Genomic DNA, 25,412 nt, shown 5'->3' with positions numbered 1-25,412 from the left:
TGACGGGCTCTTTCTTTTCAAAATACTACTGGATCGGACAACCTTTTGGATTTGCATCCACGATTTCAAACGGTTTGCCGCTCTGGTCGCATTCGATGATTTGGGCCAGCAAATTTCTTTCCTTACTCTTGTCATTGCCAAGTGTGAAACAGTTGGATATCTCACCGGCATACAAAACAGAGCGCTGGGGGCTTAAGAGCACAATAGTCGGAGTTACAGTAACGCCGTACTTTTGGGCCACCCGACCGCTTCTGTCGCAGAGGTAATCCGTGGCATTCGATTTGAGTTCCGCCAGGCGGTACATCAGGTCGTATTTTTCATAGTCACCCCTGGCACCGGGACTGGAGGAACAGATCGAAAGCCAGATCACACCCTGATCCCGCATTGCCTGCTGGAGGCGGGGAATCTTCTTTGAAGCGTAGTACTGGTCTACTGTGGAGCATTCCAGATTTACCCACTCCAGAACTATGTACTTACCATCGAAATCGGACAACGTTCTTTCTGATCCCGAAACTCCCCTGAGCACGAAATCCGAAGCGTTCTGTCCGGTCATCACCAGGCTTGAACCGGCCCATGCGAGCCCAGCTGCGGTAAACAGCAGGGCTATTGAAGTTACAGCAGCAATTCTTGAAAATTTCATGTTGACCTCCTGAACCCGGGCTTCCCATTTACACCCTGATACAATTTGATTTTATCGTATATTACTCTTGGAATCAGGTAAGTCGAACTTGTGAATTGCAGACACAGTTGTTTTTGCTTTCCGTTTGATCACGTACAATTGACTGTACGGAAGTTTGCTCCTGAAGATTCAATTATTCAAGGCGAATCAAAAATAAATGACCTGAAAGCGGTCGGGGATATGCTCATGAGCATATCCCCGGCGGAAGTGAAGGTAAATGCTTATTCCTGGTCTGCACCCGGGATCGAAAGCCGGGCTTCCTTGTCGAATCGCAATCCGAGCAGGTAATCTGCCTGCATCAACTTCTGGATTTCCCTGGTCCCCTCGTAGATCGCGGCACCCTTGGAGTTGCGGAAGAAGCGTTCGACCGCGTACTCATCGGAGAAACCGTAAGCCCCATGGACCTGCACAGCGTTGTAGGCTGCCTTTTCAGCCTGGTCTGTGCAAAACCATTTGGCCAGGGCTGTCTCGCGCGTGTTGCGCACACCCTTGTTTTTGATCCAGCCGGCTTTCATCCACAAGAGCCTTCCCGCCTGGTAACCGTATTCCATCTCGGCCAGCATCTCCTTGACAAGCTGGTGGCTCATGATCTCCTGCTGGAAGGTCTTGCGGCTTTTACAGTATTCGACCGAGTGATCGATACAGGCCTTGATCAGCCCGGTCGAGCCGGCCGCGACAGTATAGCGCCCGCCATCGAGACAGGTCATGGCGATCTTGAAGCCTTCGCCCTCTTCACCGACTAAATTCGCTTTGGGCACGCGCACATCCTGCATCGCTATCCAGCCTGTATTGCCCGCGCGCACGCCCAATTTGCCCTCGATCGAACCGGTGGTAACACCTTCGTATGCTTTTTCGACTATAAAACATGATATCCCGGAGTGATCCCGTTTCTCTTTCTTGTCACGATCAGTCCAGGCGAAGATCAGGAAATTATCGGCGACATCGGCTAACGAGATCCACATCTTCTCGCCGTTTAGTATATAATCGTCACCATCCTTGTAGGCTGTGGTTGTGATTCCGACCGCGTCTGAACCTGCCCCCGGTTCGGTCAACCCGAAAGTGGCTACCTTTTCACCTCTGGCTTGCGGGACGAGATACTTCTGTTTCTGTTCCTCCGAACCCCATCCCAGAAGGGTAATCGAGTTCAAACCTGTATGGACAGAAAAGATCACCCGCGCCGAAGTGTCAGCGTACTCCATCTCCTCGCACACGAGTCCCAGTGAAATATAATCCATACCCATTCCGCCGTATTCTTCGGGGATACATACTCCCATCAGGTCAGCCTCCGCCAAAGTCGCAATCAACCCCGGATCAAACTTGTGGGCGCGGTCGAGTTCTCGTATCGTGGGTGTTACTTTTTTCGAGGCAATCTCCCTCGCCAGCGACTGCACCAACTTGTGATTCTCTGTCAGTTCAAAATCGATCATATCTATTCTCCGTTTCTATATGATTTCTTTGTCTCTGTAACTAAAAATAAACTTCTTTTGTTCTGGGATGTATATGTAATAATTGACAGGCGCAATCTCAAGCATATATTTGTGCGGTCGATGTTGAGTATGTAAACTGGCAGAAATCAACCCACCCCCCGGCTTACGGGGCTGTGGGGTTTTCGTGTTTGGTAGCTGATGTTAAGCGAGAAGATTTTCAAGCTGATAAAAGGCTCCGATTCCTATCGAGAACTTATTGAAGAAGCCAAAAAGGATCGAGCCGATCTGCAGGTAGCCGGTCTGTCGGGAGCGGGCAGGAGTTTTGTCCTGTACGGTATCTTCGAACAGTTCTTTGGTAAATACCTGGTACTGACCAGGACCGACAACGACGCGTTCGCCATAAAAAATGATCTTAACCGGATAGCCGGGGAAGATATCGCCTGCAATTTCCCGTCCTGGCAGGTAAATCCCTTCAAGTGGAAGTCACCACCGGTCGAAAATATCGGCGAACGCCTGGAAACTCTGTACTTTTTGCAAAACCGTGACAGCCTGATCGTAACAGCATCGGTACGCGCGTTTTTGGAGCCGACAGTGGCCCCCGATGAACTGAAACAGAGTTCACTTGCACTCGCACTTAACCAGGAGATCTCGCTGGATGATGTGGTTGAAAGACTGACCAATATGGGTTATGAACGGATGCCGATGGTCGAAGAGGTCGGCAGTTTCGCGGTCAGGGGTGGAATAATCGATATCTTCCCGCATACCGAACAGAATCCGGTCAGGATAGAGCTGTTTGGGGATTTTATCGATTCAATCAGGGCATTTTCTGTCGCCAGCCAGCGTTCGGTCGAAAAACTCGAGAGGGTCTCGCTTCTGCCACGTCGTGAAATCCTGATCTCAAATACCGAGCTGGACGAATTGATCGAAAAACTACCCGAAACCGACCGCAAGATCCTGTTCGATAAATTCCGTTTCGGTATCGACAATCCCGGCCTCGAATGGGCCTCCGGTTACTTCCGAAAAAAACAGACCTACCTGGGCGATTATCTCGATCTCTCCACGACATTGTACCTTTTGGAACCGAGCCTTCTGCAAACCGAATGCGTGGAACTGCAGGAGATGTTCACTAACCTGTATGATGAGGAAGAGGGTAGTTACGAAGCTCTGCCACGACCGGATCAGATATATATGGGTTGTGATGAGTTCGAGCGGATACTTGCAGATCTGCCGAAAGTGTCTGAAATCGGATTCGGCAAAAAGGATCGGGTCAGTGTCGATTTCCATATGGGTGAACACCCGATTATAAATTCACGCATCCCGCTTCTCCAGAAGTATATCAGTGAGAGCCGCCGGAACAGCTTGCGTGTCTTTCTGGCCTGTGACAACAAGATCCAGAAAAAGCGGGTAAATGATATCCTCGCAGATGATTCCGACTTCGTTCATGTAGACGTGCTGGATATCTCGGAAGGATTTACCTTCAGCGAGATCAACCTCAGCCTGCTGACAGATCACCAGGTTTTCACGCGCCGTTTCCACAGCCATCGACGCGCACGCATCAAGGAAGGCATGGCGCTATCGTCCTATACAAATTTGAACCGGGGTGACTATGTCGTCCATGTCGATTACGGCATCGGGCGTTACCGCGGACTGGAGGAACTGACCATCGACAGCCGGCGCCGGGACTGTCTATTGATCACGTATGAACGCGATGACCGCCTGTATGTTCCGATCGAGGAGTTCAACCGGGTCCAGAAGTATATCGGTAAAGACGGCAGGCCAAAACTATCGACACTGGGCGGAACCGGCTGGCAGAAAACAAAACTGCGCACTAAAAAGGCAATCGCCGAGATGGCCGAGGAACTTCTGAGGCTGTATGCTATCCGCAAGGCCAAACCAGGTTACCAGTTTTCGGCTGATTCGACCTGGATGAATCAGCTCGAAGCTTCCTTTCCCTACCAGGAGACACCCGACCAGTTGAGCGCGATTACTGATATCAAAAACGACATGCAGACGCCTCATCCGATGGACCGCCTGGTATGCGGCGATGTCGGTTTCGGCAAAACCGAGGTCGCTATCCGGGCCGCGGTCAAGGCGGTAAACGACAGCAAACAGGTGGCCATACTGGTGCCGACCACGATTCTGGCTCAGCAACACCAAAATACGTTCCGTGAACGCTTAGATGGATTTCCGGTTCGGGTGGAGATGCTGTCCCGTTTCAAATCCAGAAAGGAACAGAAGGATATTATCCGTGATCTCGAGGAGGGCAAAGTCGATATTATAATCGGCACTCACCGCCTGCTTTCAAAAGACGTTGAATTCCGCGATCTGGGTCTTCTGGTAATCGACGAAGAACAGCGCTTCGGTGTCAAACATAAAGAGAAAATCAAGAAGATAAAAAAGCTTGTGGATGTACTCACCATGACCGCGACACCGATTCCGCGCACGATGCAGATGTCGCTTCTGGGTGCGCGCGATATGTCGGTCATCAACACCTCGCCCCGCGACCGTCTGCCGATCAGCACCGAGATCTGCGAGTTTCATCCGGAAACCATCAAGAAAGCCATCCTGAGCGAGGTCGAACGGGGTGGTCAGGTCTATTTTGTGCACAACCGTGTTCAGACGATAATGTCGATTTACCGCTACCTGACAAAACTGTTACCGCATATCCGGATTGCGGTCGGCCACGGGCAAATGCCGGAGAGGGAGCTGGAAGATGTGATGCAGGAGTTTTACGCTCATTATTACGATGTCCTCCTGTCGACCAGCATCATCGAATCCGGGCTGGATATCCCCCGTGTAAACACGATCGTGATCAATCGTGCCGACCATTTCGGGCTGGCCCAGCTATACCAGCTTCGCGGAAGAGTGGGGCGCTCCGACCGTCCCGCCCGCTCGATTTTGCTGATACCTCCATTGCGCGTTTTAACAGACACAGCCCGCAAAAGGCTCAAGGCACTCGAACAACATACCGAACTCGGATCGGGCTTCTACCTGGCCATGAAAGACCTGGAGATTCGTGGTGCGGGAAATCTTCTGGGCGCTCAGCAACATGGATTTATCGAAGAAGTCGGTTTCGATCTCTACTTGAAATTGCTCAAAGAAGCGGTCGATGAAATCCGCGGTGATAAGACCGAGCAACAGAAATCGGTGAAAATCGATGTCGATTTCGAACTGTATTTCCCGAATGATTATATCGCTCATCCACAACAAAAGGTCGAGTTGTACCAGAAGCTGGCACAGGTCGATAACTACGAGGATTTAAATGATCTCAAACTCGAGGCTATCGACCGCTATGGCCCCCTCCCGACACCTGCTGAGAACCTGTTCGGAATGACCGAGTTGAGGCTTCTGGCTCATCGCAGTGGAATCGACCGCCTGGTATTAAAAAAAGGCATCCTCAAGCTTATCTATGCTGAGGATCATCTGCCGACCAAGAAACAGGTGTCGAATCTTTCGGGCAAACTCTCGGATCCGATCGAATTTTCCGCCGTGGGCGAATTCACAATCACTGTCGATTTGAGCGACATTCCCGAGAACAACCGGGTACAAAAGCTCAAATTTGTCTTGCAATTATTGTTATAGTGCCTATCTTTTCTGTTTATTCGGAACAAGCGAATAGTTTGATTTTAAAACAATCTGAGGTGAATAAATGAGAACATTTTCAATAGCTTTCGGACTTTTTGCAATAGTTTTTTTACTTTTCTGCGGATGCGGTGGCGACGGCCACGAGGGTGCCGGCCCGCAGTACCATGACCCCGACCGGGCCAAGAGCAAAACCGTGGCCGAGGTCGGTGAATCCGAGATCAAACTGGTTATGCTCGAAGATCTCGAGGATTTGCCCAACGCCAATTTTGAAACCGCTGAAGAAGAATACGAGTTCAAGAAGGCCCAGCTCGACACGCTGATCAATATGTACCTGATGGTCGAGGCGGCCTACGCCCAGGGTCTGGACAAAGACCCGGAAATCCTGAAGATCGTCAGCGATAACCGTCCGGATTTCCTGCGCGACCAGTTGTTTAAAAGCAGGATCCTGCCTGAAATCCAGGTTTCAGACAACGAAGTTGAAAACTGGTACGAACAGATGAAGCAGGAAGTGCATATTTTCAATATCTTTGTGACCGACAGCGCCAAGGCTGATTCACTGTATACTGAATTGAAGCAGGGTGCTGACTTTGAAGCAGCCGCCCGCAAGCATTCGGAGGACAACGAATTCGCGGTCAAGGGCGGTGATTACGGTTTCCGCAAGTACAGCCTGCTGACAAAAGAATTTCGGGAAAATGTCTTCAATCTCAAGGAAGGTGAACTGGCCCTGTTTCAAGTGCCGGGCGGATGGAACATCTCCAAGGTAGTCGATCGCCGCGAGGCCGAGGTCGAACCTTTGGAAGAGCTTTACGATGTCATCAGGGCCAGGATCCAGGATGAAAAACGACAGGAAGCACAAAACGAATATTTCGATGAGCTGTTCGAAAAGTACGATATAAAAGTCAACACCGAGACCACACAGTTCATCAAGGATAAAATCGATGCACTCTATCCAGACAGGATCGGGGGAAAACCGTTCCGCAAGAACACCTTCAATCCCGACGACCTTGCCCAGTACGAGCAGAATATGATCCTGGCGACTTATACCGGAGGTGAGATCACCCTCGGCGAATACCTGAGGCGCACAGCCCGCTGGGAAGATGCCAGGAGGCCGCCATTTACCGAAACAGAACAACTCGAAAAAGCAATTTTCGAACTCGAGGTGAAGAACTTCCTGCTCGAGGAAGCCAGGGAAATGAAACTCGATGAGCATGCTGACTTTCTGGATGTCATGCGCTTCTTTAAAGATCGTATCATGGCTCGTAAAATCCAGCAGGTTGTGGGAGAGGAGAGATCGTTTGTCACCGAGGATGAAATCATCCAGCACTACGAAGCCAACACAGGTAAATACGTTGTGCCTCGCAAAGTGCACCTGCGCGAGATCCTGGTCAACACAGAAAAGCAGGCGGATGAAATCCACACTAAGCTCGTAAAAGGAACTGATTTCAGTAAACTGGCCGAGCAACATACGGTCCGGCCCGGGATGCGCTCCAAGCAGGGCGATCTTGGCTTTATTGCCGAGTACAACTATCCCACACTATACGAAAAGTCGCAGGAGCTTAGAATCAACCAGCACAGCGAGCCTTTCCCGGTCGGCGATAAATGGTCGATCATCAAACTGCTCGAAATCCGCCAGGCCGAGAGAAAAGAGCTCGAGGAAGTTGCCAGCCAGATCCGCTCCGAGCTCCAGCTCCAGAAAGGCCAGCAGGGCCTCGAGCAATGGGTTGAGGAGCTGAAAGAGAAATATACTGTAGATGTAGATTATGATCTAATCTGGGAAACCATTGATAAGAACCGTTATGAATCAAATTAAGTACCTGCTCATCGCGCTGATATTGGTATCGACTGTCACAGCCTCAGCCGGCCAGGTCGAACTTATCGACAAAATCGCGGCTGTGGTCGGCAACGAGATCATTCTCGTTTCGGAGATTGATTTCCAGATGCAGATGTACACCATGAAAGCGCAGATGCAAAACCTCTCTCCTGAGCGTATCGACAGCCTGCGCGGACTGATCCTCCAGCAGATGGTTTCGGATAAACTGATGCTGATCGAGGCACGCCGAGATACCAGCATCAGGATCTCCGAGGACCAGGTCCAGGAAGCTCTCGAGCAGAGGATCGATGAATTGCGCAACCGTTTTACATCGACCGCGGAATTCGAGGCCCAAATGAAACTGGAAGGACTGACTCTGCGCGAGCTGAAATCAAAGTTCCGTGAGGAGGTCCGCAACCAGTTGATAAAAGAACGTTTTATCTCACGCTTTCTGTCCGAGGTATCGGTCACCGCGGCCGAGGTCCGGGAGTTTTACGAAAAGTACCAGGATTCACTGCCGTCACAGCCGGCTTCGGTCAAGCTGGCTCATATTCTATTGCCCCTGGAAGCTTCCGAATCGACCCAGGATTCCGCTTACCTGAAGGCAATAAAGATCAAGAAACTTCTCGATGAGGGCGGTGACTTCGTTACCCTGGCACAGCTCTACTCGCAGGACCCGACCGCCGAGACCGGTGGAGACCTGGGATATTTCGAGCGCGGGACCTTGTTCGCCGAATTCGAGGAGAAAGTCTTTGCACTAAATCAAGGTGAAATTTCCGAACCGATCAAAACCCGGCTGGGTTATCATATCGTTAAAGTCGAGGATAAACTTCCCGACCGGATTCATGTCCGCCATATCCTGATCAAAACCCAGGCTTCATCGGAAGATCAAAAGCAGATCTTCGCCAAAGCCGACAGCCTGCGCCAGTTGATTTTGGATGGTGAAGCTGAGTTCAGCGAGATGGTAAAACAGTATTCGATCGATGATGAATCCAAGAGACTGGGCGGTGAACTGGGATGGTTTCCGCTCGAAAGGGTGACACCTGAATTTGGCGTGGCGATCGAAGATCTAGAAATCGGTGACCTGTCCAAACCGACTAAATCCGACTTCGGCATTCATATCATAAAACTTCTCGATCGCAAGCAGTCACGCGAGATGACCTTGCGCGACGACTGGGATCGGATCAAGGATTTCGCCCGGCGCGAGAAAAGCGACCGGGTCCTGCAGGACTGGCTGGGTGAGGTCCGTCATGAAACTTACGTGGATATACGAATCTGATGCGTCTGGATGATTACCTTTCGACAGTATTTCTGATCAAACGCAGGACTGTGGCCAAGGAGTGGGTTCAGGCCGGAAAAGTTAAGCTCAACGGCAAAGCCAGCAAACCCGGCAAAGAGGTCCGACTCGGTGACCGTCTCGAGATCACCTACCCCCGCCAGAAAGCAGTTTTTGAAATACTGGAGATACCCAAAAAATCGGTTCCTAAGGGTGAAGCTGAAAAGTTTTATAAACAAATTGAAGTTTGATCAGTATAATTTATAGACTAACTTAAACCTGACTGGAGACGACTATAGACCGTCTGATCGAAACCTCAAGTTTTGTACAAACCGAACGTGCCATACTGGCAGGTGTCAAACTCCACGGCACCGCAGATTTCGATTTCGATGAATCACTGGACGAACTGGCCCTCCTGGCCCGTTCAGCTGGCGCTGAAGTGATCACCAGTGTAACTCAGTCCCGGCGAAAAATCGATCCCGCCTTTTTCATCGGCAAAGGCAAAGTCCGCCAGATAAAAAGCAAGCTGGTTGAGACCGGGGCTAATCTGGTCATCTTTGATGATCATCTCTCCCCCGCCCAGATCCGCAATCTCGAGAAAATGCTGGAAGTCAAAGTGATCGATCGTGAAACTTTGATTCTCGATATTTTCATCAGCCGGGCGCGTACAAACGAAGCCAAAGCCCAGGTAGAACTGGCCCAGCTCAACCATCTCTTGCCACGCCTGACCAAACAGTGGACACATCTCTCCAAGCAGTACGGCGGAATCGGCACGAAGGGGCCCGGCGAAACCCAGCTCGAAACCGACCGGCGCTTGATCAATAAAAAGATTAAGGTCCTCAAAAAGCGTCTCGAAAAGATTGACCGTGAACGGGTCACCCAGCGCAAACGTCGCTTGAACCTTTTCCGGGTCTGCCTGGTGGGCTATACGAACGCTGGTAAGTCCACACTTTTCAACCGCTTAACGAGATCCGGCGTTTTGACTGAAAATAGACTCTTTTCGACACTGGATTCAACCACTCGCAGGATTTCCAGCAGCGATGGACACAATATTCTGCTGACTGATACGGTCGGATTTATTAATAAACTGCCTCACCAGTTAGTAGCATCTTTTAAATCCACTTTGGACGAGGTTCGACTGGCGGATCTCTTGATTCATGTCGTCGATTTTTCCCATCCCCACTATGTCAAGCGAATCGCCCAGGTCAACCAGGTGCTGGATGACATCGACGCTGGAAATATACCCAAGATTATGGCGTTTAATAAGATAGATATATCACCCGAAGCCTACATGGATTTCGGGCATATTCATACCCCCGATTATACCACATATTTTATTTCCGCTAAAAAATCCATCGGAATCAAACAATTAATTAAGAGGATCGTCTTTTTGGCCGATGAAGTCAGTGAAGGAATGAGATTGGAACAAAATCATGGCCAAACAGCAAATCCTGATCGTTGATGACAACCCGAATATGTCCAGCCTCCTGTCTGAGATGCTGGAAATCTTCGATTTTTCCTCGCAGAGAGCCGGAAACGGCCAGGAAGCTCTGGATATACTGACCAAAGAGAAATTCTCGATGGTTATCACCGATCTGCGTATGCCGGAGATGTCCGGATCGGAGCTTCTCAGGAATATCAAACAAAACTACCCGGATCTGCCGGTGGTCGTAATCTCAGGTTACAGCCTGGCCGAGGAAGAGGACACACTGATGGCGGATATGGCCGACGGTTTTATCAATAAGCCGTTCAAGATGGTCCATATCGAAAAGCTTCTGCAACGCTTTTTCAAAGCCTCGTTCTAACTCCGATTATTAATCAATCAAGATTATACCAGCAAATATCAGCATATTACTCATATATATGTGTCCGGATAAGCTAATATCAAAAAAAAGAGCCGTCTGATTTCAGACAGCTCCTTCTCTATGAGTCAATGCAAAGTATTCTTATTAACCTACTACCGTGTGCGGTTTTCCTACCAGCACTCTTTCCAGTCTTTCGAGAATATAGTTCTGTTCGGATTCATCTATAATCAATGGCGGGCTGATCCGGATCGTGTGCCCATGACTGTCGTTGGCCAGCATATTCATCTCCAGAAGCTGACGGCAGAAGAACATGGCATCCCCGCTGTTGACTTCGATACCGATAAACAGTCCCTGTCCGCGTACTTCTCTGACATGCTCTGAGCGCTGGGCGATCTCCATGATCTTCTTTTTCATGGATTCGCCTTTTTTCGCCGACTGCTCCGATAGTTTTTCCTCGATAAAGACATCGATTGCGGCATTGCCGGCCACCATAGCCAGCGGATAGTGGCCGTAGGTGGAACCGTCGGAACCCGGCGAGAAAGCCATATGCATCAGGTAGCCGTTGGTGACCATCACAGAAAGAGGCACCAACCCGCCCGATATCGCCTTTCCGAGAATGACGACATCCGGCACGACCTCTTCATGCTGGAAACAAAAATCCTTACCGGTACGGCCCATCCCGACCTGGATCTCATCGGCCGCCAGGATAATGTCGTTTTTATCACAGAGTTCACGCAGGCCCTTCAGGAATCCAGCCGGCGGGATATACATACCGCCCTCACCCTGCATCGGTTCAACCAGGATACCGCAGGTATTGGGCGTGACCGCTTTTTCGACAGCGGCCAGGTCGCCGAACGGAACTTCGACAAATCCTGGAGTCAAGGGGCCGAAACCTTCCTTGTACTTTTTGGAAGACGAGAAAGAAATAACAGTGACCATACGGCCATGAAAGTTATTGCTGAAAACTATGATTTCCTGTTTTCCATCGGGAATATTTTTGTTTTTATAACCGTAGTAACGCATCAGCTTGATCGCTGTCTCGACTGATTCGACACCGCCGTTTTTAGCCATAGCGACATTGCCGGTCTGACCGAAACGAGGTCCCAGCTGGGGCATCAGGTTACAGCACTTCTCCAAAAACCGTGACTTGACATCGGTATAAATCACGTTCGATATAACCGATCCCATACCTTCCTGCAAACCATCGATCATGGCCTTGACGATTTTGGGGTGATGATGACCGGGGTTGGCGGCGCTGTACGCGGCCAGGCAGTCAAGTATTTTGGTGCCATCCTGGGTGTACAACCAGGCTCCCTCGGTTTTACGAATGGCGGTTTTCAAGCGCGTGTAGTGGTGGGCTCCGTATTTATCATCGAGGTCGAAGACCTCCTGATCAGTTAGTTTGGTGAGACCGATCATAGCTCGCTCCTTGTCAAAGGTTCGCCGGGCCTTAGCCGTAATATCCTACCTATAAATACATACGGCCAGACCAAGAGCGAATTATAGCTTACCGGACTATTTTGTCAAGTGTTACAAGTTACTTTTTTTGAACAATTTAGCGCAATATCATAAATCATTACCGGTAAGTTACAGATCTTCAAATGACTTCCGCACATAAGTCATTGACGGCCTTGAAAATCGCTGTCCCCCCCGAGCAGCTGATCATTCTCACGGCTACCTTAAGCGGGAAAATCAGACCTCCGGCGGTTTCATGCCCATGTTTTCCCATTCCTCGTAGGCGGGACCGCAAACCCCGGGCACCTTGAGGCCGGCCTGGCGCATCAGCACAGTCATCTGACCGCGGTGATGAATTTCATGGTTGATCATTGTCTGCAGAGTGAAACCTCGCTGCCAGGTGAGGCCGTAGAGATCATCCTCCTCCAGCAGGGTTTCGTCGACATATTTGGCTTCAATTTCTTTAGATAATTCCGCGGCGGTTTTACGGTAGGTATCAATTATTTCACTTAAACTTTTGGGGACAGGCTGATCTTCTTTTACCGCACTGAATTCAAGGCCGATATATTTGCCCATCTCCGGCAGGGTTGTGATCATATGCCACACAATCCGTCTCAGGTCGCGATGTTTTTCGGATACTTTTTGGGACAGGACATCATCATTTAAGGCCTCAAGCACCTTGAGAGTGCTCTGTGACTCGTTCTTCCAGAGCTTCTGAAAATCAGTTATCTTGCGCAACATGAGTATCCTCCTGTTTTTCTGTGTTTGCAGGAAGATACTTATCCTGACCGGACCTGTAAATCATTTACGGATCCAGGCATAAAAAAACCCATTCTCGTTTGAGAATGGGTTTAATTTGTGAAGCACTGTTAGAGCACTATTTTTAACGCCACTGGTTCTGGCGCATCTGCTTCATATAAGACTTGGTCTTCTTGAGACCCATGCTACCGGCCTTGGCCTGCACCGAGGAAACACTGCGACGGAACTTGCGAGCGATATCCTTGGTCGGGGTATCTTTGTAGACTTTTCTCAGGGCCTGCATTTCCTGCTTGCTCCACGGCTTGCCATTGGCATTGCGGGTGCGAGAGGTGGTACCCCAGGTGCTCCGGGCATTCTTGGTGTTTCTGGTTCTGGTGTTTCTGCTTCTTGTGCTTCTGGTGTTCCTGGCAGAATAACGCTTGGTTCTTCTGGCTGGCATATCCTCACTCCTTCTTAACGGTTTTCGTTCGATTCCGGAGATGTGAGACTAAGACCGGAAAAGAACTATTGCCTTTTGGTTAGTGCTTAGTTATTCTTTCGGCTGTTTGCCCCGAAGCTTTAAGCAAAAACTGCCCCCTAAGCTGTTGTGCTTTATAAAATTATGGGGTTTCCCCCATAGTCTCAAATGTCGCCCTGCGACAATTCCTTGAAAAACAATAAGATATACAAACGTTGACTTCAATTAAAACGGCTCTATAATTTCATGAAAAATCTATATTCTCATATAAAAATCCAGCTTAGCGTCGCTCTATACTATAAAAATTCCAACAAACACTTGATTTTTCGAGTCCCGGAGTATATACTCTCGCTCTTACTTCCAGGTATGGAAACAGTCACGGGCAGAGGGATGTTATAAGACAGAAGACCGCGAGAGGCGCAAAACAGAGTCTGCCTCTGATTATGACTGAATTAATGCAGAAACAAGCTCATTGGTAATGCGTATAACCAATGGACTTACTGCTGAACTTGTCGGGGAAGAACCATGAAAAAATTATTTATTATTCTCATCGTCTTGGTAATGTCGTTCGCGCTGACTGTCAAGCTGGGAGCGGAAAAGTTATTGATTCCCATGGATCACAAACAGACGGATCACCTCAAGGCCTACGGCATAGCCTTCTGGTGCCTCGAGGAAGGTTCCCTGGTGGAATGGTTATTGAACTATCGCGCCGGATCATTCATGACCAATTCATCTGCGACAATCGCCGATGAATGTCTTCTGCGTGGTGTGACATACGAAATTATCTCCGATGCTGAAGCGGAGCAGATTTACCAGACCATTGAAGCGGAAAACATGGAAGTCATACTTCTGGAAAAACCGCCCAAAGTCGCGATCTATTCTCCTCCCAATAAAGAACCCTGGGATGACGCGGTGACGCTGGCATTGACCTACGCTGAAGTCCCCTACCAGACGCTGTGGGACGAGGAAGTGCTGAAAGGTGAATTGTCAGAGTATGACTGGCTTCATCTTCATCACGAGGACTTCACAGGACAGTTTGGCAAATTCTACAACTCGTACCGCAATGCCGAATGGTACCAGCAGGAAGTCGCCACCAATCAGATCGCGGCCAAAGCGCTCGGTTTTCGCAAGGTGCCCCAGATGAAACTGGCGGTTGCGCAGTCAATCAAGGACTATGTCTATAACGGCGGCTTTTTATTCGCCATGTGCTCGGCTCCGGAAACTATGGATATCGCTCTGGCGGCGGCCGGTACCGATATCGTTCCGCGTGAGTATGACGGCGACCCGATCGACCCCGACTGCCAGAAAAAACTGAAATATGAAAATTGTCTCGCATTCGAGAATTTTACTATCTCATTAAATCCGCTCGAATACCGACACTCTGATATAGATACATATCCTGAGCGCAGAAGCTACATCCGCAATCAGGATATGGATTATTTCAGGTTATTCGATTTTTCCGCCAAACTCGACCCGGTGCCGACCATGCTGGTCCAGTGCCATGTCGGACAGGTCCGGGGCTTTATGGGACAGAGTACGGCCATACGCAAGTCGCTTCTGAAATCCCATGTGACGGTGCTGGCGGAACTCGAAGGATTTGATGAAGCACGATACATTCACGGCAACTACGGGAGAGGAACTTTCACGTTCCTGTCGGGGCACGACCCGGAGGATTACACGCACATGGTGGGAGATCCTCCGACCGAACTCGAGCTCCATAAGAATTCACCCGGTTACCGGCTGATTCTGAACAATATCCTCTTCCCGGCCGCCAAGAAAAAAGAAAGAAAGACCTGATAAAAAACGGCAACGCAAAAACAGCACAAATAATGAACGGGCTGGTACTCGCGAGACCTTAATATCAGGCATTTTAGAGGGAAATTTAGGTAAAAAACTATTTGCATCCTGTCGCATATTAGATATATTAAGCAACTCTTGAATCGCTACCCTGAAGTATAACAGGACCATCTAATCAGTAGCAGTTATAGTAGAGTAAAGGAGATGAGGATTGTTCGACTCGAATATCTCGATGATAGTGTCCAACCGGCAACGGGGTAAGGAAGTTACCAAAGTGCTTGAAAAACAGGGAGTGGTACTGCGTTACGCCAACCTGAAAACGGGGGACTTTTTAATCTCCGGCAAGATGGCCGTGGAGATCGAAACAGCGGATGAATTCTTGACATCCATATCCAATAAAATGCTGTTTCGCAAACTGATCGATTTCAAACGTGATTTTCCGGAAGCCGTATTTATCATCCAGGGCTTCAAAAACGCCAATGGAAAGATGAGCTCAAGCAAGGTCCGTACAGCAATCTCGTATATTACAATCCTGAACCGGATGCCGGTAATCATGACGACCGATGCCAAAGATTCCGCCGAGTACCTGAATCTGCTGGCACGCCAGGTTCAGCACGGCCTGACATTCGATCCCGAAGTTGAGAAACAACGCGAGAAATACGCCTCCACGCGAGATGCCCAGCTGGCGATTGTGGAAGCACTGCCAGAGGTTGGTCCGACCACGGCGGAGGCTCTCCTGACGCATTTTGGCTCATTGAAACGACTGTTTCAGGCTCCTGCCGACGAATTGGTTGAGGTTGGTGGCATAGGCGCCAAGAAGGCTGAGAAGATCAGGGCATTCATCGATTCACGCTTTCACAAGTAACCTCTGGGAGTTCACTGCACCACCTTAAGCATTTGCCTGCCCGGTTGATAATTTTATCTTAACCTGAATAGTAAACATAAATTGTTGTCTTTTAGGTTGTTGACGCAATTGTTGCGCTTGACAGATTGCACTTTCCTCTTATTTTGTTTAATATAGTGATATACCTGCCGCATTACCGGCCGGTCTGGGGAATGATATACTATAAATGAGAGGAATGACCATGACCAACAACAATGGAAGACGTCTGCTTATATTCTTCATAATCGGTTTGTTTATCAGCACTGCCGCTATCGCCAGTGCAGACAAACTTCCCACAAGTTTTGACCTGCGCGACTTGAACAAGGTTACATCGATAAAAGAACAGATGGGTGGTACCTGCTGGACGCATGGAACCATGGCGGCCATCGAGAGCAACCTGCTGATGACCGGCAACTGGAATCTCAGCGGTGAAACCGGCGAACCGAACCTGGCCGAGTATCATCTGGACTGGTGGAACGGCTTCAACCAGCACTTCAACGAGGACCTCGATCCTCCCACCGGCGACGGCCTGACTGTGCACCAGGGTGGCGATTACCGTGTTGCCGCGGCCTACCTGGCGCGGGCCGAAGGTGCTGTTCGCGATGTCGACGGCCAGAGCTACTCCGCCCCGCCTGACCGTTTCAATTCGAGTTATCATCACTTCTATGTGCGCGATATCGAATGGTTCACAGTCGGTGAGAACCTGGAAAATATCGACCAGGTCAAACAGCAGATCATGGATCATGGCGCGATTGGCACCTGTATGTGTTCCAACAGCGCATTCATGCAGAATTATATACACTACCAGCCTCCCAGTAATGATCTCGATCCCAATCACGCCATCGCTATCATCGGCTGGGATGACAACAAGAACACCCAGGCACCGCAACCGGGGGCCTGGCTCTGTAAGAACAGCTGGGGCAACTGGGGAAACGACGGTTATTTCTGGATTTCTTACTACGATCGCCATTGTGGCAAACACCCCGAGATGGGTGCGGTGGTCTTTAGAAATGCAGTAAGATACGATTACGACAAAGTCTATTACCATGATTACCACGGCTGGCGTGACACGCGTGAGGATGTCTCGATCGCGTTCAATGCTTTCACGGTTGAGCAGGATGCTATCTTCACCGCGGTCAATTTCTTTACCGCCACCGACAGCGTCGACTATGTCTTCAGGATCTATGACAAATTCGTTGCCGACGAGCTGGGTGATGTGATCTTCGAGGACAGCGGTCATATCGCTTTCCAGGGTATGCATACACTGGATCTCGACAATCCGTTCCAGATCAATGCCGGCGACGATTTCTATCTCTACCTGGAGCTTTCGGACGGAGGTCATCCGTTCGACCGGACTTCCGAGGTCCCGGTTCTATTGGGAGCGGACTACCGCACTACTGTCACCTCGACTTCTGCCCCGGGCCAGAGCTATTACTGGAATGGAAGCGGTTGGAGCGATCTCTACTACGACAACAGCACCGCCAATTTCTGCATGAAGGCTTTGATGGTGGAATTCAAGGTCTTCAACAATCCTCCGCGCGGCAATGAGGGCAACTACTACGAATATCATTTCGAGGTCTTCGGCGGAACTCCTCCTTATCACTGGAACAAGGTTACCGGGCAGATCCCCTACGGATGCACATTTGTCGGCGATACGATCGGCATGGTATCTGGAATACCGAACTGGGCTTCGACTTACAACTTCACGGTTGCGATGCATGACTCCGGCGATCCTGCCAGGATCGACACGGTATTGTTTTCTATCGTAATCGATGAGCCGGATTATATCTGCGGAGACGCCAATGGTGATTTAGCCGTTGATATCTCCGATGCGATTTATATCATCAACTACATCTTCCTGTATGGCACTCCGCCTCATCCTCTCGAACGGGCTGATGTCGAATGTGACGGCAAGGTGAATATCGCGGATGTGGTGTACTTGATTAATTTCAATTTCAAGGACGGGCCAGACCCATGTGACCCGAACAACGACGGCATCCCTGACTGTGGGAATTAGTATACCATAAATTAAAGCCCGCGACCATGTGGTCGCGGGCTTTGCTTGTTTCTAGCCCAGAATCAAAAGCAGACACAGCAACAAAACGACTCGTCTTGCCATAACACCCCCCTTTACTGCCTGCATTAACTAAACAAATTTCACATCGTCTTCGATCACCAGTCCATTTTTAAGCGTGCGCGAAACCGGGCATTTTCCCGGGATTGTCCTCAATCTCTCCCTCTGCTCGGCCGAGAAATCCCCACCGATTTCGACTTCCCTGGAGACATGTTCGATTCGCTTGAGCGGATCCGTCTGTTCGCATTCCCTGCAGTCCTTGGCGTGGATACGATCATATTTGAGAGTCACTTCGCACCTGGTGATATCCAGTTTTTTGCGCTCGGCATACCACTGCACAGTCATCGCCGTACAGGCTCCCAGAGAAGCGAGCAAAAGATCATACGGATTCGGTCCGCTGTCGTCGCCCCCGGCAGACTCCGGCTCATCCGATGACAGCTCATGTTTGTCCATGTAAATCGTGGTCTGGAATTTGTGTTTTAAGGATGCGGTCACGATCTTCATCGATTCCTCCAAAATAAATCTTGGCCTGATATGATCAATATAGAAATGTGCCGCCGATTGTCCATATAAATCATCATTCGATCAATGCAGTCCGCCTGTCTTTCATGCGACCGCTTTAACAGTATTCCCGATAGCGTAATGGTTGATATTATAGATCGTCGATGATTTTCTGAAGCCTGTCCTTGACCTCACCCGCGATTTTAGCCAGCTCGGGATTCTCAACCGACGACATCGATTCGACCGGATTGACCGCTGAGACCTCGACTGTACCGCCCTCTTTTTCCTGAACGATCACGTTGCAGGGCAACATTGTGCCTATCTTGTTCTCGACCTGGAGCGCCTGATGCGCGAAGTTCGGATTGCAGGCTCCCAGAATCTTGTAGCGCGGAAAATCGATATCCAGTTTTTTCTTCAATGTCTGTTTGACATCGATCTCGGTCAGAACCCCGAAACCCTCCGTTTTCAGGGCTTCGGTGACTTCTTCAACTACCGCATCGAAATCACCGCTTTTGGCCTTAGTGAAGTGATAGCTCATCGCAACTCCTTTTTATAGAAAAGATTTGTAAAACAACTCGAATTCTTGTTATGTATAATGAGTTGTTAATGGCTTTTGTTCACAAACCCGGGATGTTGATGTCAACAGAGTCAAAAAGACTGTTCAAATATATATTACTTCTGGCAGTTATTTCCGCCCTCCCGGCAGACGCAGAAGATAACATGCTGGTGATAGATTCTGCCAGCAGTGTAAAATGGGGTGAATACAAGCTTTTGCGAGAATCTGATTCCGTCAGCCTGCCGCTTTTCGTGCTCGAATTGAATCCAGAGAAATTTGAGATGACTATTCTCTCATCGCAGGAATATCGTACCGGACCGATGACGGCCGAAAGCTGGGCAGATGAATTCGACTATGAGATCGTTTTCAACGCCGGGCTGTTCATGCGAGAAAATAACTTACCACTGGGTTATTCGAAAAGTGATAACATGGTCCTGAATTCTCACCACAACCGCCATAACAGTTTCCTGCTTTTTAATCCTATCAGGAAGAGTTTGCCCTCTGTAGAGCTCTTAGACCGCCAATGTGTTAATCTCGACTCGATTTTGCCGTTCTACAAGTCCCACCTGCAGAGTATCCGCATGTTGTCCTGCCGGGGTGAAAACTGCTGGAAAAAATCCGAAAAGAACCATTCAATCCTTTCGCTGGGACTCGATTCGGCAGGCCGGATGATGCTCTTTTTTGTTCAGGAACCGGTTGTTCCACATGAGTTTATCGAGCAGGTTTTCAATCTGAAACCGGAGTTGGAGACGATGATGTATTTGGAAGGTGGTCGCCATGCCTCGCTCTATGTCGAACTTGGCAGGCTCTCACTCGACATGCATGGATTCAGCAATAATCCAATGCCTCTCAAAAGCTTGCGCGAAATGCCGATGCCACTCCCGATTGTTATTGGAATGAAACGCAGGCAAACTGACTGAATAGTAACGCTCTGAAGAAATTTCTATCTTCTACTGCAAATCATGCGCAAAACTATCCTCAATGCTTGCAGGCATTTAAATCATTTTTTCAGACGGTTAAAAACCGATCAGAAACCTAAACCTTTTAAAGCTCCGTCCGATAACTCCAATATCACGAAAAACTAAAAGTGTATACCGTATATACTTTTCCATGCACAAAGGAGGGTACATGTTTAAGAAGGCGATTATGGGGCTGATGATTGCTGTGCTGGTACTGCCGTGTACTATGGCTGTGGCGCAGAATTACGGACAGCTCATGAATGCCGTCGAAGATCTGGAGCAGGATCTCAAAGCGATGGTTGAGAGAGAAACTGAAAACCGTGAAAACCAGATCGAACAACTGCGAGTCGAAATCGAGCAGATTCGCCAGATGCTTTCAGAAAGAAAGCCAGTGACTACCGCAGCTTATGAGAAAAAATTTGATCAGCTCGAAAAGTCTATGGCCAGCCTGGCAAGAAAGATGAATAACCTGTCAGAAAACCAGGTCAACCTGGCCGAGACCCGCAATATGAGCCTGAAATATCACAAACTGGCCGCGTTGGTAGAAGAACAGTCTGCCCGCCTGGCCGCCATGGAAGCGCGTATGGCTTCTACCTCCGGCCGCAGCGAAGCGGTTGCAGGAGAAGAATACGTGGCTGAAATCGAGGACCTGATTGATGAGCTCAGGAGCACGATCAACGAAAACGAGTATCAGGTCGAAGACGAGAGTAACTATGCTTCCATGATTCCTGAAATCAGCGGTTATGTGGACGCCACCAACATCTCTGATTTCAATGCCCATGAAAACGAAACCGCGGTCGAGCAGGCCGAGGTCGATTTCATGAAGAATTTCGGCGATGAACTGGAGGTTCGGGCTGATATCGAGATGCTTTCCAACACTCCCTCGGACTATCAGTTCAATCTGGAGCAGGCTTATTTCGCCTACACCATTCCGGGCACCGAAGGCATCCAGTTCACTTTCGGTAAGTACAATGCGCCGGTCGGTTTCGACGGTGTCGATGCTCCCGATCTTTACCAGTATTCCACAGCTTTTATCTCTCAGCTGAGCGCTCCCACCAACCTTGTGGGTATGATGCTGAGTGCACCTCTGGGTGAATTCGGCCAGATCAGCGGGCTGGTCGCCAATGGCTGGGATGTCAATACCGACAACAATTCCGACAAGACTTTCGGCGCGGTACTGAATTTCAACCTGTATGAAGGTGCCACACTGAACATGTCGAGTCTCTATGGCCCGGAAAAAGACGACAATCCGGGCGACAAGCGTATGATCTTCGATATGAACATGCTGATCGAAACCATCCCGCAGTGGACTTTCGGTGGCGGCTTTAACTGGGGCATGGAGGAGAACTCCGCCATTAGCGGTTCCGGCGATGCCAACTGGTGGGGATTTCTGGTCATGACGCGATACGATTTCACCGAGAAATTCGGCACCACGTTCCGTTTCGATTATTTCGATGACCAGGACGGCAGCCGCACGCTGTCGAATCAGAAACTCTCCAGTTTAACGGTTTGCCCCGGGTACGAGATTACGACCGGCTTATTCACCGAGCTGGAATATCGCTATACCTGGTCAGACGAAGAGACCTTTGTTACCAAAGATGGCGACTTTAAAGACAACCGCAGCCATCTCGTCTGGGAATTCATCTTCACATTCTGATAGAAAAAGCATTACTACATAGAGGAGGAAAAAACATGACCGTAGGAAACAATCTCGAAGCTGAAGCCTCGGTCGATTATCAGAAGACCACAGCTACTGGGGAAGAGCTCCTGCAACTGGTCTCCTTCAAACTGGGTGAAGAGGAATTCGGCGTGGATATCCTCAAGGTCCAGGAAATCAACCGTCTGGTTGAAATCACCAAGGTTCCTCGCACCCCCGACTTCGTCGAGGGCGTAATCAACCTGCGAGGCAAGGTGATCCCGATTATCGATCTGCGCAAGCGTTTCGGCCTCAACCTCAAAGACAACGATAAGGACACACGAATCGTGGTCATAGATATCGACGGCTCGATTATGGGCATGATCGTGGATGCCGTCTCAGAGGTTCTGCGCCTGCCGGAATCGACTATCGAGCCGGCGCCGGAAATAGCCACTTCTATCGACAGCGAATATATCCGCGGCGTCGCCAAGCTCGAAGACCGCCTGCTGATCTTCCTTGACCTTTCCAAGGTTTTCTCTCAGCAGGAACGTGCGGTCATGAACCAGATCCAGCAGTCGATGGAGGAATAAGGCGGATCAGAAGCCAATTAACAATTTATTAGATCGGACTTAATCGGCTGGAGGCCGTAAGAGTCTGCTTATAAGGAGATAAGCGGATGGAAAATGCGATTACGATTGATAACCAGAAAGCATTGGATATTGCGCTATTCGGCGAGGATGTCCGCAGGTTGGCCGAACGAGCCAGAAACCTGCATGGCGACCCGGATGAAATCTCGCGATGCGTCCAATACGATCTGGCATGCTCACAACCCGAACCGGTGACGATCGGTCTTCCAGAAGAAGATCTGCGCGAAAAAGCGGTGATCACCTATACTTCGGTTATGAGAAGCATCAATCTGTCGCGGCAACTGATGAAAATCATCCGAAAACTCATGTTTTGAGTCAGGGCCGCAGGCAATAAAACCAGGTGATATGCAGAAACAGAAATCACTTTCTGCGTCAAAAATAGAATAACAAAGAGGGGTTGACACCCCTCTTTGTGTTTTAGCCTCAACCACTCTTCCACGATTGCGCTTCCTGTAAGAAAATATTCCAAAAACAGCTTGACAAATAACAGTAAAGCTTTTTTATGTAATACTTGCTTTTGTGAACAGGGTCACAATCTCCGGATGGCGGGAAATGACCTTGTGAGGAGGTCACTTGCTGGATCAATATTTAACTGTCGGTGTCTTTCTACTCGCGGGAATAGGTTTTGTACTGGTAACCCTCTTCGTAGCGAAGATGATCCGGCCCGCCCGACCCTCCAATCTCAAACTCCAGAACTATGAATGCGGCGAACCTCCGATCGGCTCTTCCTGGGTCCAGTTCAATGTTCGCTTCTATATTTTCGCGCTTATGTTCGTAATATTTGATGTGGAAACGGTTTTCCTGTTTCCATGGGCGGTAGTCTACGACAGCCTGGGCTGGTTCGGGCTGATCGAGATGGTTATCTTTATCGCCATTTTAGCTTACGGACTTGTTTATGCCTGGAAGAAGGGAGTATTGAAGTGGGTGTAGTTTCCAAAGTTCCGGTCTTTATGGAGAAAATGCCGGGGGGTACGATCCTGTTGACCCAGCTCGATAAAGTAATGAACTGGTCGCGAGCCTCATCACTGTGGTACCTGCTTTTTGGGACAGCCTGTTGCGCGATCGAGATGATGTGTACCGGCGCTTCGCGTTATGATTTCGACCGCCTGGGGATGATCTTCCGAGCGTCACCGCGTCAGGCCGACCTGATGTTTGTAGCCGGTACGATTACGCACAAGATGGCTCCGCGTGTGAAAGTGCTTTACGAACAGATGTCAGAGCCACGCTATGTCCTCGCGATGGGTGGATGCGCGATTCGCGGGGGCCCGTTCTATTACGATACTTACAGCGTCTTAAAGGGTATTGACAAAGTTATCCCGGTGGATGTCTATGTTCCCGGCTGTCCTCCCAGACCCGAATCGCTGATGGAGGGCTGTATAAAATTGATGGATAAAATCAAGCAGGAAAAGCTGTCCGATTGGAGTTCCGATCTTGGAAAACAACCAGATAGTAAGTAAACTGACAGAGAAGTTTCAGGATAAGGTCCGGAAACTCGAGCTCCATCCCGAGCAGGCCGCGGTCGCAGTCGAATCAGCTTCCCTGCCCGAGGTCGCGCAATTCATAAAAGGGGATCAGGATCTGGCGCTCGACTACATCATGTCTATCTCCGGTGTAGACCTGCTTGACAACGGTATGGAGATGGTTTACCATTTCTGTTCCACCACACAAGATCATCGGCTGACAATCAAGGTCAAACTGGACCGTGAGAAGCCGGAAGTACCGACTATCATTGAGCAGTTTCCTGGTGCCAACTGGTACGAAAGAGAGGCCTGGGAACTGTTTGGTATAAATATTCTGGGACACCCGAAACTGGAACGCTTTCTCCTGGTCGAGGACTGGGACGAGGGTTATCCGATGCGCAAGGATTGGGACGAGGGCAAGGATTTCGTCAAGATGCCCGAATTTTAAAAACAATGGCAGATTCAGAAGAAAGACACAGAGATATTGACAACCCGACTGCCGGAGAGTTGCGGACCGAAGAGTTTCAGGTCAATATGGGTCCTCAGCATCCCTCCACCCACGGAGTCTGCCGTCTGCTATTGACGATGGACGGCGAAGTCATCGTCAAGGTCGAACCTTATATCGGCTACCTCCATCGTGCAATTGAAAAGATCGTCGAAAATCGCGTGTATAACCAGATTACTCCGTTTATGGACCGGGTCGAGTATGTCTCCTCGATGATGTGTGACTGGGTCTATGCTCTCTCGGTTGAAAAGATAGGCGAGATCGAGGTCTCTCCGCGCGCGGAATATTTGCGGGTGATTTTCGGCGAACTCCAGAGGATCGCTTCCCACCTGCTGTTTTTTGGCGTTTTTGCGCTTGACCTGGGGGCGATAACACCATTCCTCTATGGACTCCGTGAACGCGAGATGATCATCGATTTGTTCGAGGAAACCTGCGGTCAACGCCTGACCTACAATTATATCAGGATCGGTGGTGTCTCCAGGGATATCCGCCCCGATTTCGAGAAAAAGTGCCGTAAATTCCTCGAGCATATGCGCACCGTCATTGCCGATTATCACGCTCTTCTGGATGAAAATCCGATATTTTTAACCCGCACCAAGAGTGTCGGAGTATTGACCAAAGATACAGCGGTTGAATTTGGTGTATCCGGGCCGTCATTGCGCGGAAGTGATGTTAAATGGGACGTGCGCAAGGGCGATCCTTACGGATATTACGACAGATTTGAATTCGATATTCCTTCCGGTCAGAACGGTGACACCTGGGACAGGTATCTTATGCGCCTGGAGGAGATCAAGCAGTCTGTGAAGATCATCGAGCAGGCCCTGGACGGTCTCCCGGAAGGAGATCCGACCTTAAAGATCAAACCCAGCTTCAAGATCCCGGAAGGTGAATATTACGCCCGTGTTGAAGCGCCCCGCGGAGAACTCGGTTGCTACATTGTTTCTGATGGCAAGAAAAAGCCCTATCGTCTCAAGCTCAGGGGCGCGTCATATAATAATTTGCTGGTTATTCCGGAGATATCCACCGGCTGCAAAATCGCTGATCTGGTGGCAATCTTCGCTTCATTTGATATTGTAATGCCGGAGGTTGACAGGTGACGCTGTTCGGTATAGAGCTACCGCATATAGTAGTGTCCGGTATC

The 25,412-nt window shown here is 49.6% G+C and carries 24 protein-coding genes; 17 read left to right on the top strand and 7 right to left on the bottom strand.

What is annotated here, in order from left to right; genetic code table 11:
• Positions 1-25: 25 nt before the first annotated feature.
• Together GF404_04825 and GF404_04820 are read right to left on the bottom strand one after the other, a co-directional pair.
• Complete coding sequence (locus tag GF404_04825; GenBank protein ID MBD3381503.1) at positions 26-640, bottom strand: redoxin domain-containing protein; 615 nt, start codon at positions 638-640, stop codon at positions 26-28.
• A 260-nt stretch (positions 641-900) separates the two neighbouring features.
• A complete protein-coding gene (locus tag GF404_04820; GenBank protein ID MBD3381502.1) occupies positions 901-2,106 on the bottom strand; it encodes a butyryl-CoA dehydrogenase in 1,206 nt (401 codons plus the stop codon).
• Between the two features lie 198 nt (positions 2,107-2,304).
• On the opposite strand from GF404_04820, the gene mfd reads away from it, so the two are divergent.
• The 6 genes from mfd to GF404_04790 all read left to right on the top strand — a co-directional run bounded on the left by mfd (position 2,305) and on the right by GF404_04790 (position 10,582).
• Positions 2,305-5,688, top strand: a complete 3,384-nt coding sequence (mfd, locus tag GF404_04815; GenBank protein MBD3381501.1) for a transcription-repair coupling factor — start codon at positions 2,305-2,307, stop codon at positions 5,686-5,688.
• Between the two features lie 67 nt (positions 5,689-5,755).
• The gene (locus tag GF404_04810) at positions 5,756-7,501 is read left to right on the top strand and encodes a hypothetical protein (GenBank protein MBD3381500.1); all 1,746 of its coding nucleotides are present in this window, start codon (positions 5,756-5,758) and stop codon (positions 7,499-7,501) included.
• On the top strand, positions 7,488-8,780 hold the full coding sequence (locus tag GF404_04805) for a hypothetical protein (GenBank protein MBD3381499.1): 1,293 nt from the start codon (positions 7,488-7,490) through the stop codon (positions 8,778-8,780). The genes GF404_04810 and GF404_04805 overlap by 14 nt, the downstream gene beginning before the upstream one ends.
• Positions 8,780-9,028, top strand: coding sequence for an RNA-binding S4 domain-containing protein (locus GF404_04800; protein MBD3381498.1), 249 nt, complete (start codon positions 8,780-8,782; stop codon positions 9,026-9,028). The genes GF404_04805 and GF404_04800 overlap by 1 nt, the downstream gene beginning before the upstream one ends.
• Positions 9,029-9,060: 32 nt before the next feature.
• Positions 9,061-10,239 carry a GTPase HflX gene (gene hflX / locus GF404_04795; GenBank protein ID MBD3381497.1) on the top strand — a complete coding sequence of 393 codons (1,179 nt, stop codon included), beginning with the start codon at positions 9,061-9,063 and terminating at the stop codon, positions 10,237-10,239.
• Positions 10,211-10,582 (top strand): response regulator, encoded by a 372-nt coding sequence (locus tag GF404_04790; protein MBD3381496.1) that lies wholly within the window; start codon positions 10,211-10,213, stop codon positions 10,580-10,582. The genes hflX and GF404_04790 overlap by 29 nt, the downstream gene beginning before the upstream one ends.
• Before the next feature lie 144 nt (positions 10,583-10,726).
• On the opposite strand, the gene GF404_04785 is transcribed toward GF404_04790, so the two are convergent.
• From GF404_04785 to GF404_04775, 3 genes are all read right to left on the bottom strand, one after another.
• Positions 10,727-12,001, bottom strand: coding sequence for an aminotransferase class III-fold pyridoxal phosphate-dependent enzyme (locus tag GF404_04785; GenBank protein ID MBD3381495.1), 1,275 nt, complete (start codon positions 11,999-12,001; stop codon positions 10,727-10,729).
• Between the two features lie 273 nt (positions 12,002-12,274).
• Complete coding sequence (locus tag GF404_04780; protein ID MBD3381494.1) at positions 12,275-12,778, bottom strand: hypothetical protein; 504 nt, start codon at positions 12,776-12,778, stop codon at positions 12,275-12,277.
• 142 nt (positions 12,779-12,920) lie between these two features.
• Positions 12,921-13,235, bottom strand: coding sequence for a hypothetical protein (locus GF404_04775; protein ID MBD3381493.1), 315 nt, complete (start codon positions 13,233-13,235; stop codon positions 12,921-12,923).
• A gap of 579 nt (positions 13,236-13,814) precedes the next feature.
• Here GF404_04775 and GF404_04770 point away from each other — a divergent pair.
• From GF404_04770 to GF404_04760, 3 genes are all read left to right on the top strand, one after another.
• Positions 13,815-15,050 carry an asparagine synthetase B gene (locus tag GF404_04770; protein ID MBD3381492.1) on the top strand — a complete coding sequence of 412 codons (1,236 nt, stop codon included), beginning with the start codon at positions 13,815-13,817 and terminating at the stop codon, positions 15,048-15,050.
• A gap of 211 nt (positions 15,051-15,261) precedes the next feature.
• The gene (locus tag GF404_04765; GenBank protein ID MBD3381491.1) at positions 15,262-15,915 is read left to right on the top strand and encodes a hypothetical protein; all 654 of its coding nucleotides are present in this window, start codon (positions 15,262-15,264) and stop codon (positions 15,913-15,915) included.
• Positions 15,916-16,120: 205 nt separating this feature from the next.
• Positions 16,121-17,950 (top strand): hypothetical protein, encoded by a 1,830-nt coding sequence (locus GF404_04760; protein ID MBD3381490.1) that lies wholly within the window; start codon positions 16,121-16,123, stop codon positions 17,948-17,950.
• 129 nt (positions 17,951-18,079) lie between these two features.
• Here the strand turns inward: GF404_04760 and GF404_04755 are convergent, their stop codons facing one another.
• Positions 18,080-18,511: an OsmC family peroxiredoxin gene (locus GF404_04755; GenBank protein ID MBD3381489.1), complete on the bottom strand. Its 432-nt coding sequence runs from the start codon at positions 18,509-18,511 to the stop codon at positions 18,080-18,082.
• A gap of 148 nt (positions 18,512-18,659) precedes the next feature.
• The gene (locus tag GF404_04750) at positions 18,660-19,046 is read right to left on the bottom strand and encodes a DUF302 domain-containing protein (protein MBD3381488.1); all 387 of its coding nucleotides are present in this window, start codon (positions 19,044-19,046) and stop codon (positions 18,660-18,662) included.
• A 98-nt stretch (positions 19,047-19,144) separates the two neighbouring features.
• Here GF404_04750 and GF404_04745 point away from each other — a divergent pair, with 98 nt between their 5' ends.
• The 8 genes from GF404_04745 to GF404_04710 all read left to right on the top strand — a co-directional run bounded on the left by GF404_04745 (position 19,145) and on the right by GF404_04710 (position 25,368).
• On the top strand, positions 19,145-19,984 hold the full coding sequence (locus GF404_04745; protein MBD3381487.1) for a hypothetical protein: 840 nt from the start codon (positions 19,145-19,147) through the stop codon (positions 19,982-19,984).
• 190 nt (positions 19,985-20,174) lie between these two features.
• On the top strand, positions 20,175-21,680 hold the full coding sequence (locus tag GF404_04740) for an outer membrane beta-barrel protein (protein ID MBD3381486.1): 1,506 nt from the start codon (positions 20,175-20,177) through the stop codon (positions 21,678-21,680).
• A gap of 35 nt (positions 21,681-21,715) precedes the next feature.
• A complete protein-coding gene (locus tag GF404_04735) occupies positions 21,716-22,249 on the top strand; it encodes a chemotaxis protein CheW (GenBank protein MBD3381485.1) in 534 nt (177 codons plus the stop codon).
• An 86-nt stretch (positions 22,250-22,335) separates the two neighbouring features.
• Positions 22,336-22,620 (top strand): hypothetical protein, encoded by a 285-nt coding sequence (locus tag GF404_04730; GenBank protein MBD3381484.1) that lies wholly within the window; start codon positions 22,336-22,338, stop codon positions 22,618-22,620.
• Positions 22,621-22,960: 340 nt separating this feature from the next.
• Complete coding sequence (locus tag GF404_04725; protein ID MBD3381483.1) at positions 22,961-23,236, top strand: NADH-quinone oxidoreductase subunit A; 276 nt, start codon at positions 22,961-22,963, stop codon at positions 23,234-23,236.
• Positions 23,116-23,763, top strand: a complete 648-nt coding sequence (locus tag GF404_04720; GenBank protein MBD3381482.1) for an NADH-quinone oxidoreductase subunit B — start codon at positions 23,116-23,118, stop codon at positions 23,761-23,763. The genes GF404_04725 and GF404_04720 overlap by 121 nt, the downstream gene beginning before the upstream one ends.
• A complete protein-coding gene (locus tag GF404_04715) occupies positions 23,696-24,214 on the top strand; it encodes a hypothetical protein (protein MBD3381481.1) in 519 nt (172 codons plus the stop codon). The genes GF404_04720 and GF404_04715 overlap by 68 nt, the downstream gene beginning before the upstream one ends.
• Before the next feature lie 5 nt (positions 24,215-24,219).
• A complete protein-coding gene (locus tag GF404_04710) occupies positions 24,220-25,368 on the top strand; it encodes an NADH-quinone oxidoreductase subunit D (protein MBD3381480.1) in 1,149 nt (382 codons plus the stop codon).
• Positions 25,369-25,412 lie beyond the last annotated feature (44 nt).

It is taken from the genome of Candidatus Zixiibacteriota bacterium, assembly GCA_014728145.1.
In the GTDB taxonomy this organism is placed as follows: Bacteria; Zixibacteria; MSB-5A5; order JAABVY01; family JAABVY01; genus WJMC01.
The sequence above is the reverse complement of the archived record's forward strand: the minus strand, read 5'-3'. Positions and strand labels throughout refer to the sequence as shown.

Coding starts and splice junctions, on each gene's coding strand:
- GF404_04805 (MBD3381499.1), top strand. CDS start 7,488: ATGAATCAAATTAAGTACCTGCTCATCGCGCTGATATTGGTATCGACT.
- GF404_04710 (MBD3381480.1), top strand. CDS start 24,220: ATGGCAGATTCAGAAGAAAGACACAGAGATATTGACAACCCGACTGCC.
- GF404_04720 (MBD3381482.1), top strand. CDS start 23,116: ATGGGCGGTAGTCTACGACAGCCTGGGCTGGTTCGGGCTGATCGAGAT.
- GF404_04780 (MBD3381494.1), bottom strand. CDS start 12,778: ATGTTGCGCAAGATAACTGATTTTCAGAAGCTCTGGAAGAACGAGTCA.
- GF404_04775 (MBD3381493.1), bottom strand. CDS start 13,235: ATGCCAGCCAGAAGAACCAAGCGTTATTCTGCCAGGAACACCAGAAGC.
- GF404_04730 (MBD3381484.1), top strand. CDS start 22,336: ATGGAAAATGCGATTACGATTGATAACCAGAAAGCATTGGATATTGCG.
- mfd (MBD3381501.1), top strand. CDS start 2,305: ATGTTAAGCGAGAAGATTTTCAAGCTGATAAAAGGCTCCGATTCCTAT.
- GF404_04825 (MBD3381503.1), bottom strand. CDS start 640: ATGAAATTTTCAAGAATTGCTGCTGTAACTTCAATAGCCCTGCTGTTT.
- GF404_04785 (MBD3381495.1), bottom strand. CDS start 12,001: ATGATCGGTCTCACCAAACTAACTGATCAGGAGGTCTTCGACCTCGAT.
- GF404_04770 (MBD3381492.1), top strand. CDS start 13,815: ATGTCGTTCGCGCTGACTGTCAAGCTGGGAGCGGAAAAGTTATTGATT.
- GF404_04750 (MBD3381488.1), bottom strand. CDS start 19,046: ATGAGCTATCACTTCACTAAGGCCAAAAGCGGTGATTTCGATGCGGTA.
- GF404_04755 (MBD3381489.1), bottom strand. CDS start 18,511: ATGAAGATCGTGACCGCATCCTTAAAACACAAATTCCAGACCACGATT.
- GF404_04810 (MBD3381500.1), top strand. CDS start 5,756: ATGAGAACATTTTCAATAGCTTTCGGACTTTTTGCAATAGTTTTTTTA.
- GF404_04790 (MBD3381496.1), top strand. CDS start 10,211: ATGGCCAAACAGCAAATCCTGATCGTTGATGACAACCCGAATATGTCC.
- GF404_04800 (MBD3381498.1), top strand. CDS start 8,780: ATGCGTCTGGATGATTACCTTTCGACAGTATTTCTGATCAAACGCAGG.
- GF404_04735 (MBD3381485.1), top strand. CDS start 21,716: ATGACCGTAGGAAACAATCTCGAAGCTGAAGCCTCGGTCGATTATCAG.
- GF404_04760 (MBD3381490.1), top strand. CDS start 16,121: ATGAGAGGAATGACCATGACCAACAACAATGGAAGACGTCTGCTTATA.
- GF404_04725 (MBD3381483.1), top strand. CDS start 22,961: ATGATCCGGCCCGCCCGACCCTCCAATCTCAAACTCCAGAACTATGAA.
- GF404_04745 (MBD3381487.1), top strand. CDS start 19,145: ATGTCAACAGAGTCAAAAAGACTGTTCAAATATATATTACTTCTGGCA.
- GF404_04740 (MBD3381486.1), top strand. CDS start 20,175: ATGCACAAAGGAGGGTACATGTTTAAGAAGGCGATTATGGGGCTGATG.
- GF404_04820 (MBD3381502.1), bottom strand. CDS start 2,106: ATGATCGATTTTGAACTGACAGAGAATCACAAGTTGGTGCAGTCGCTG.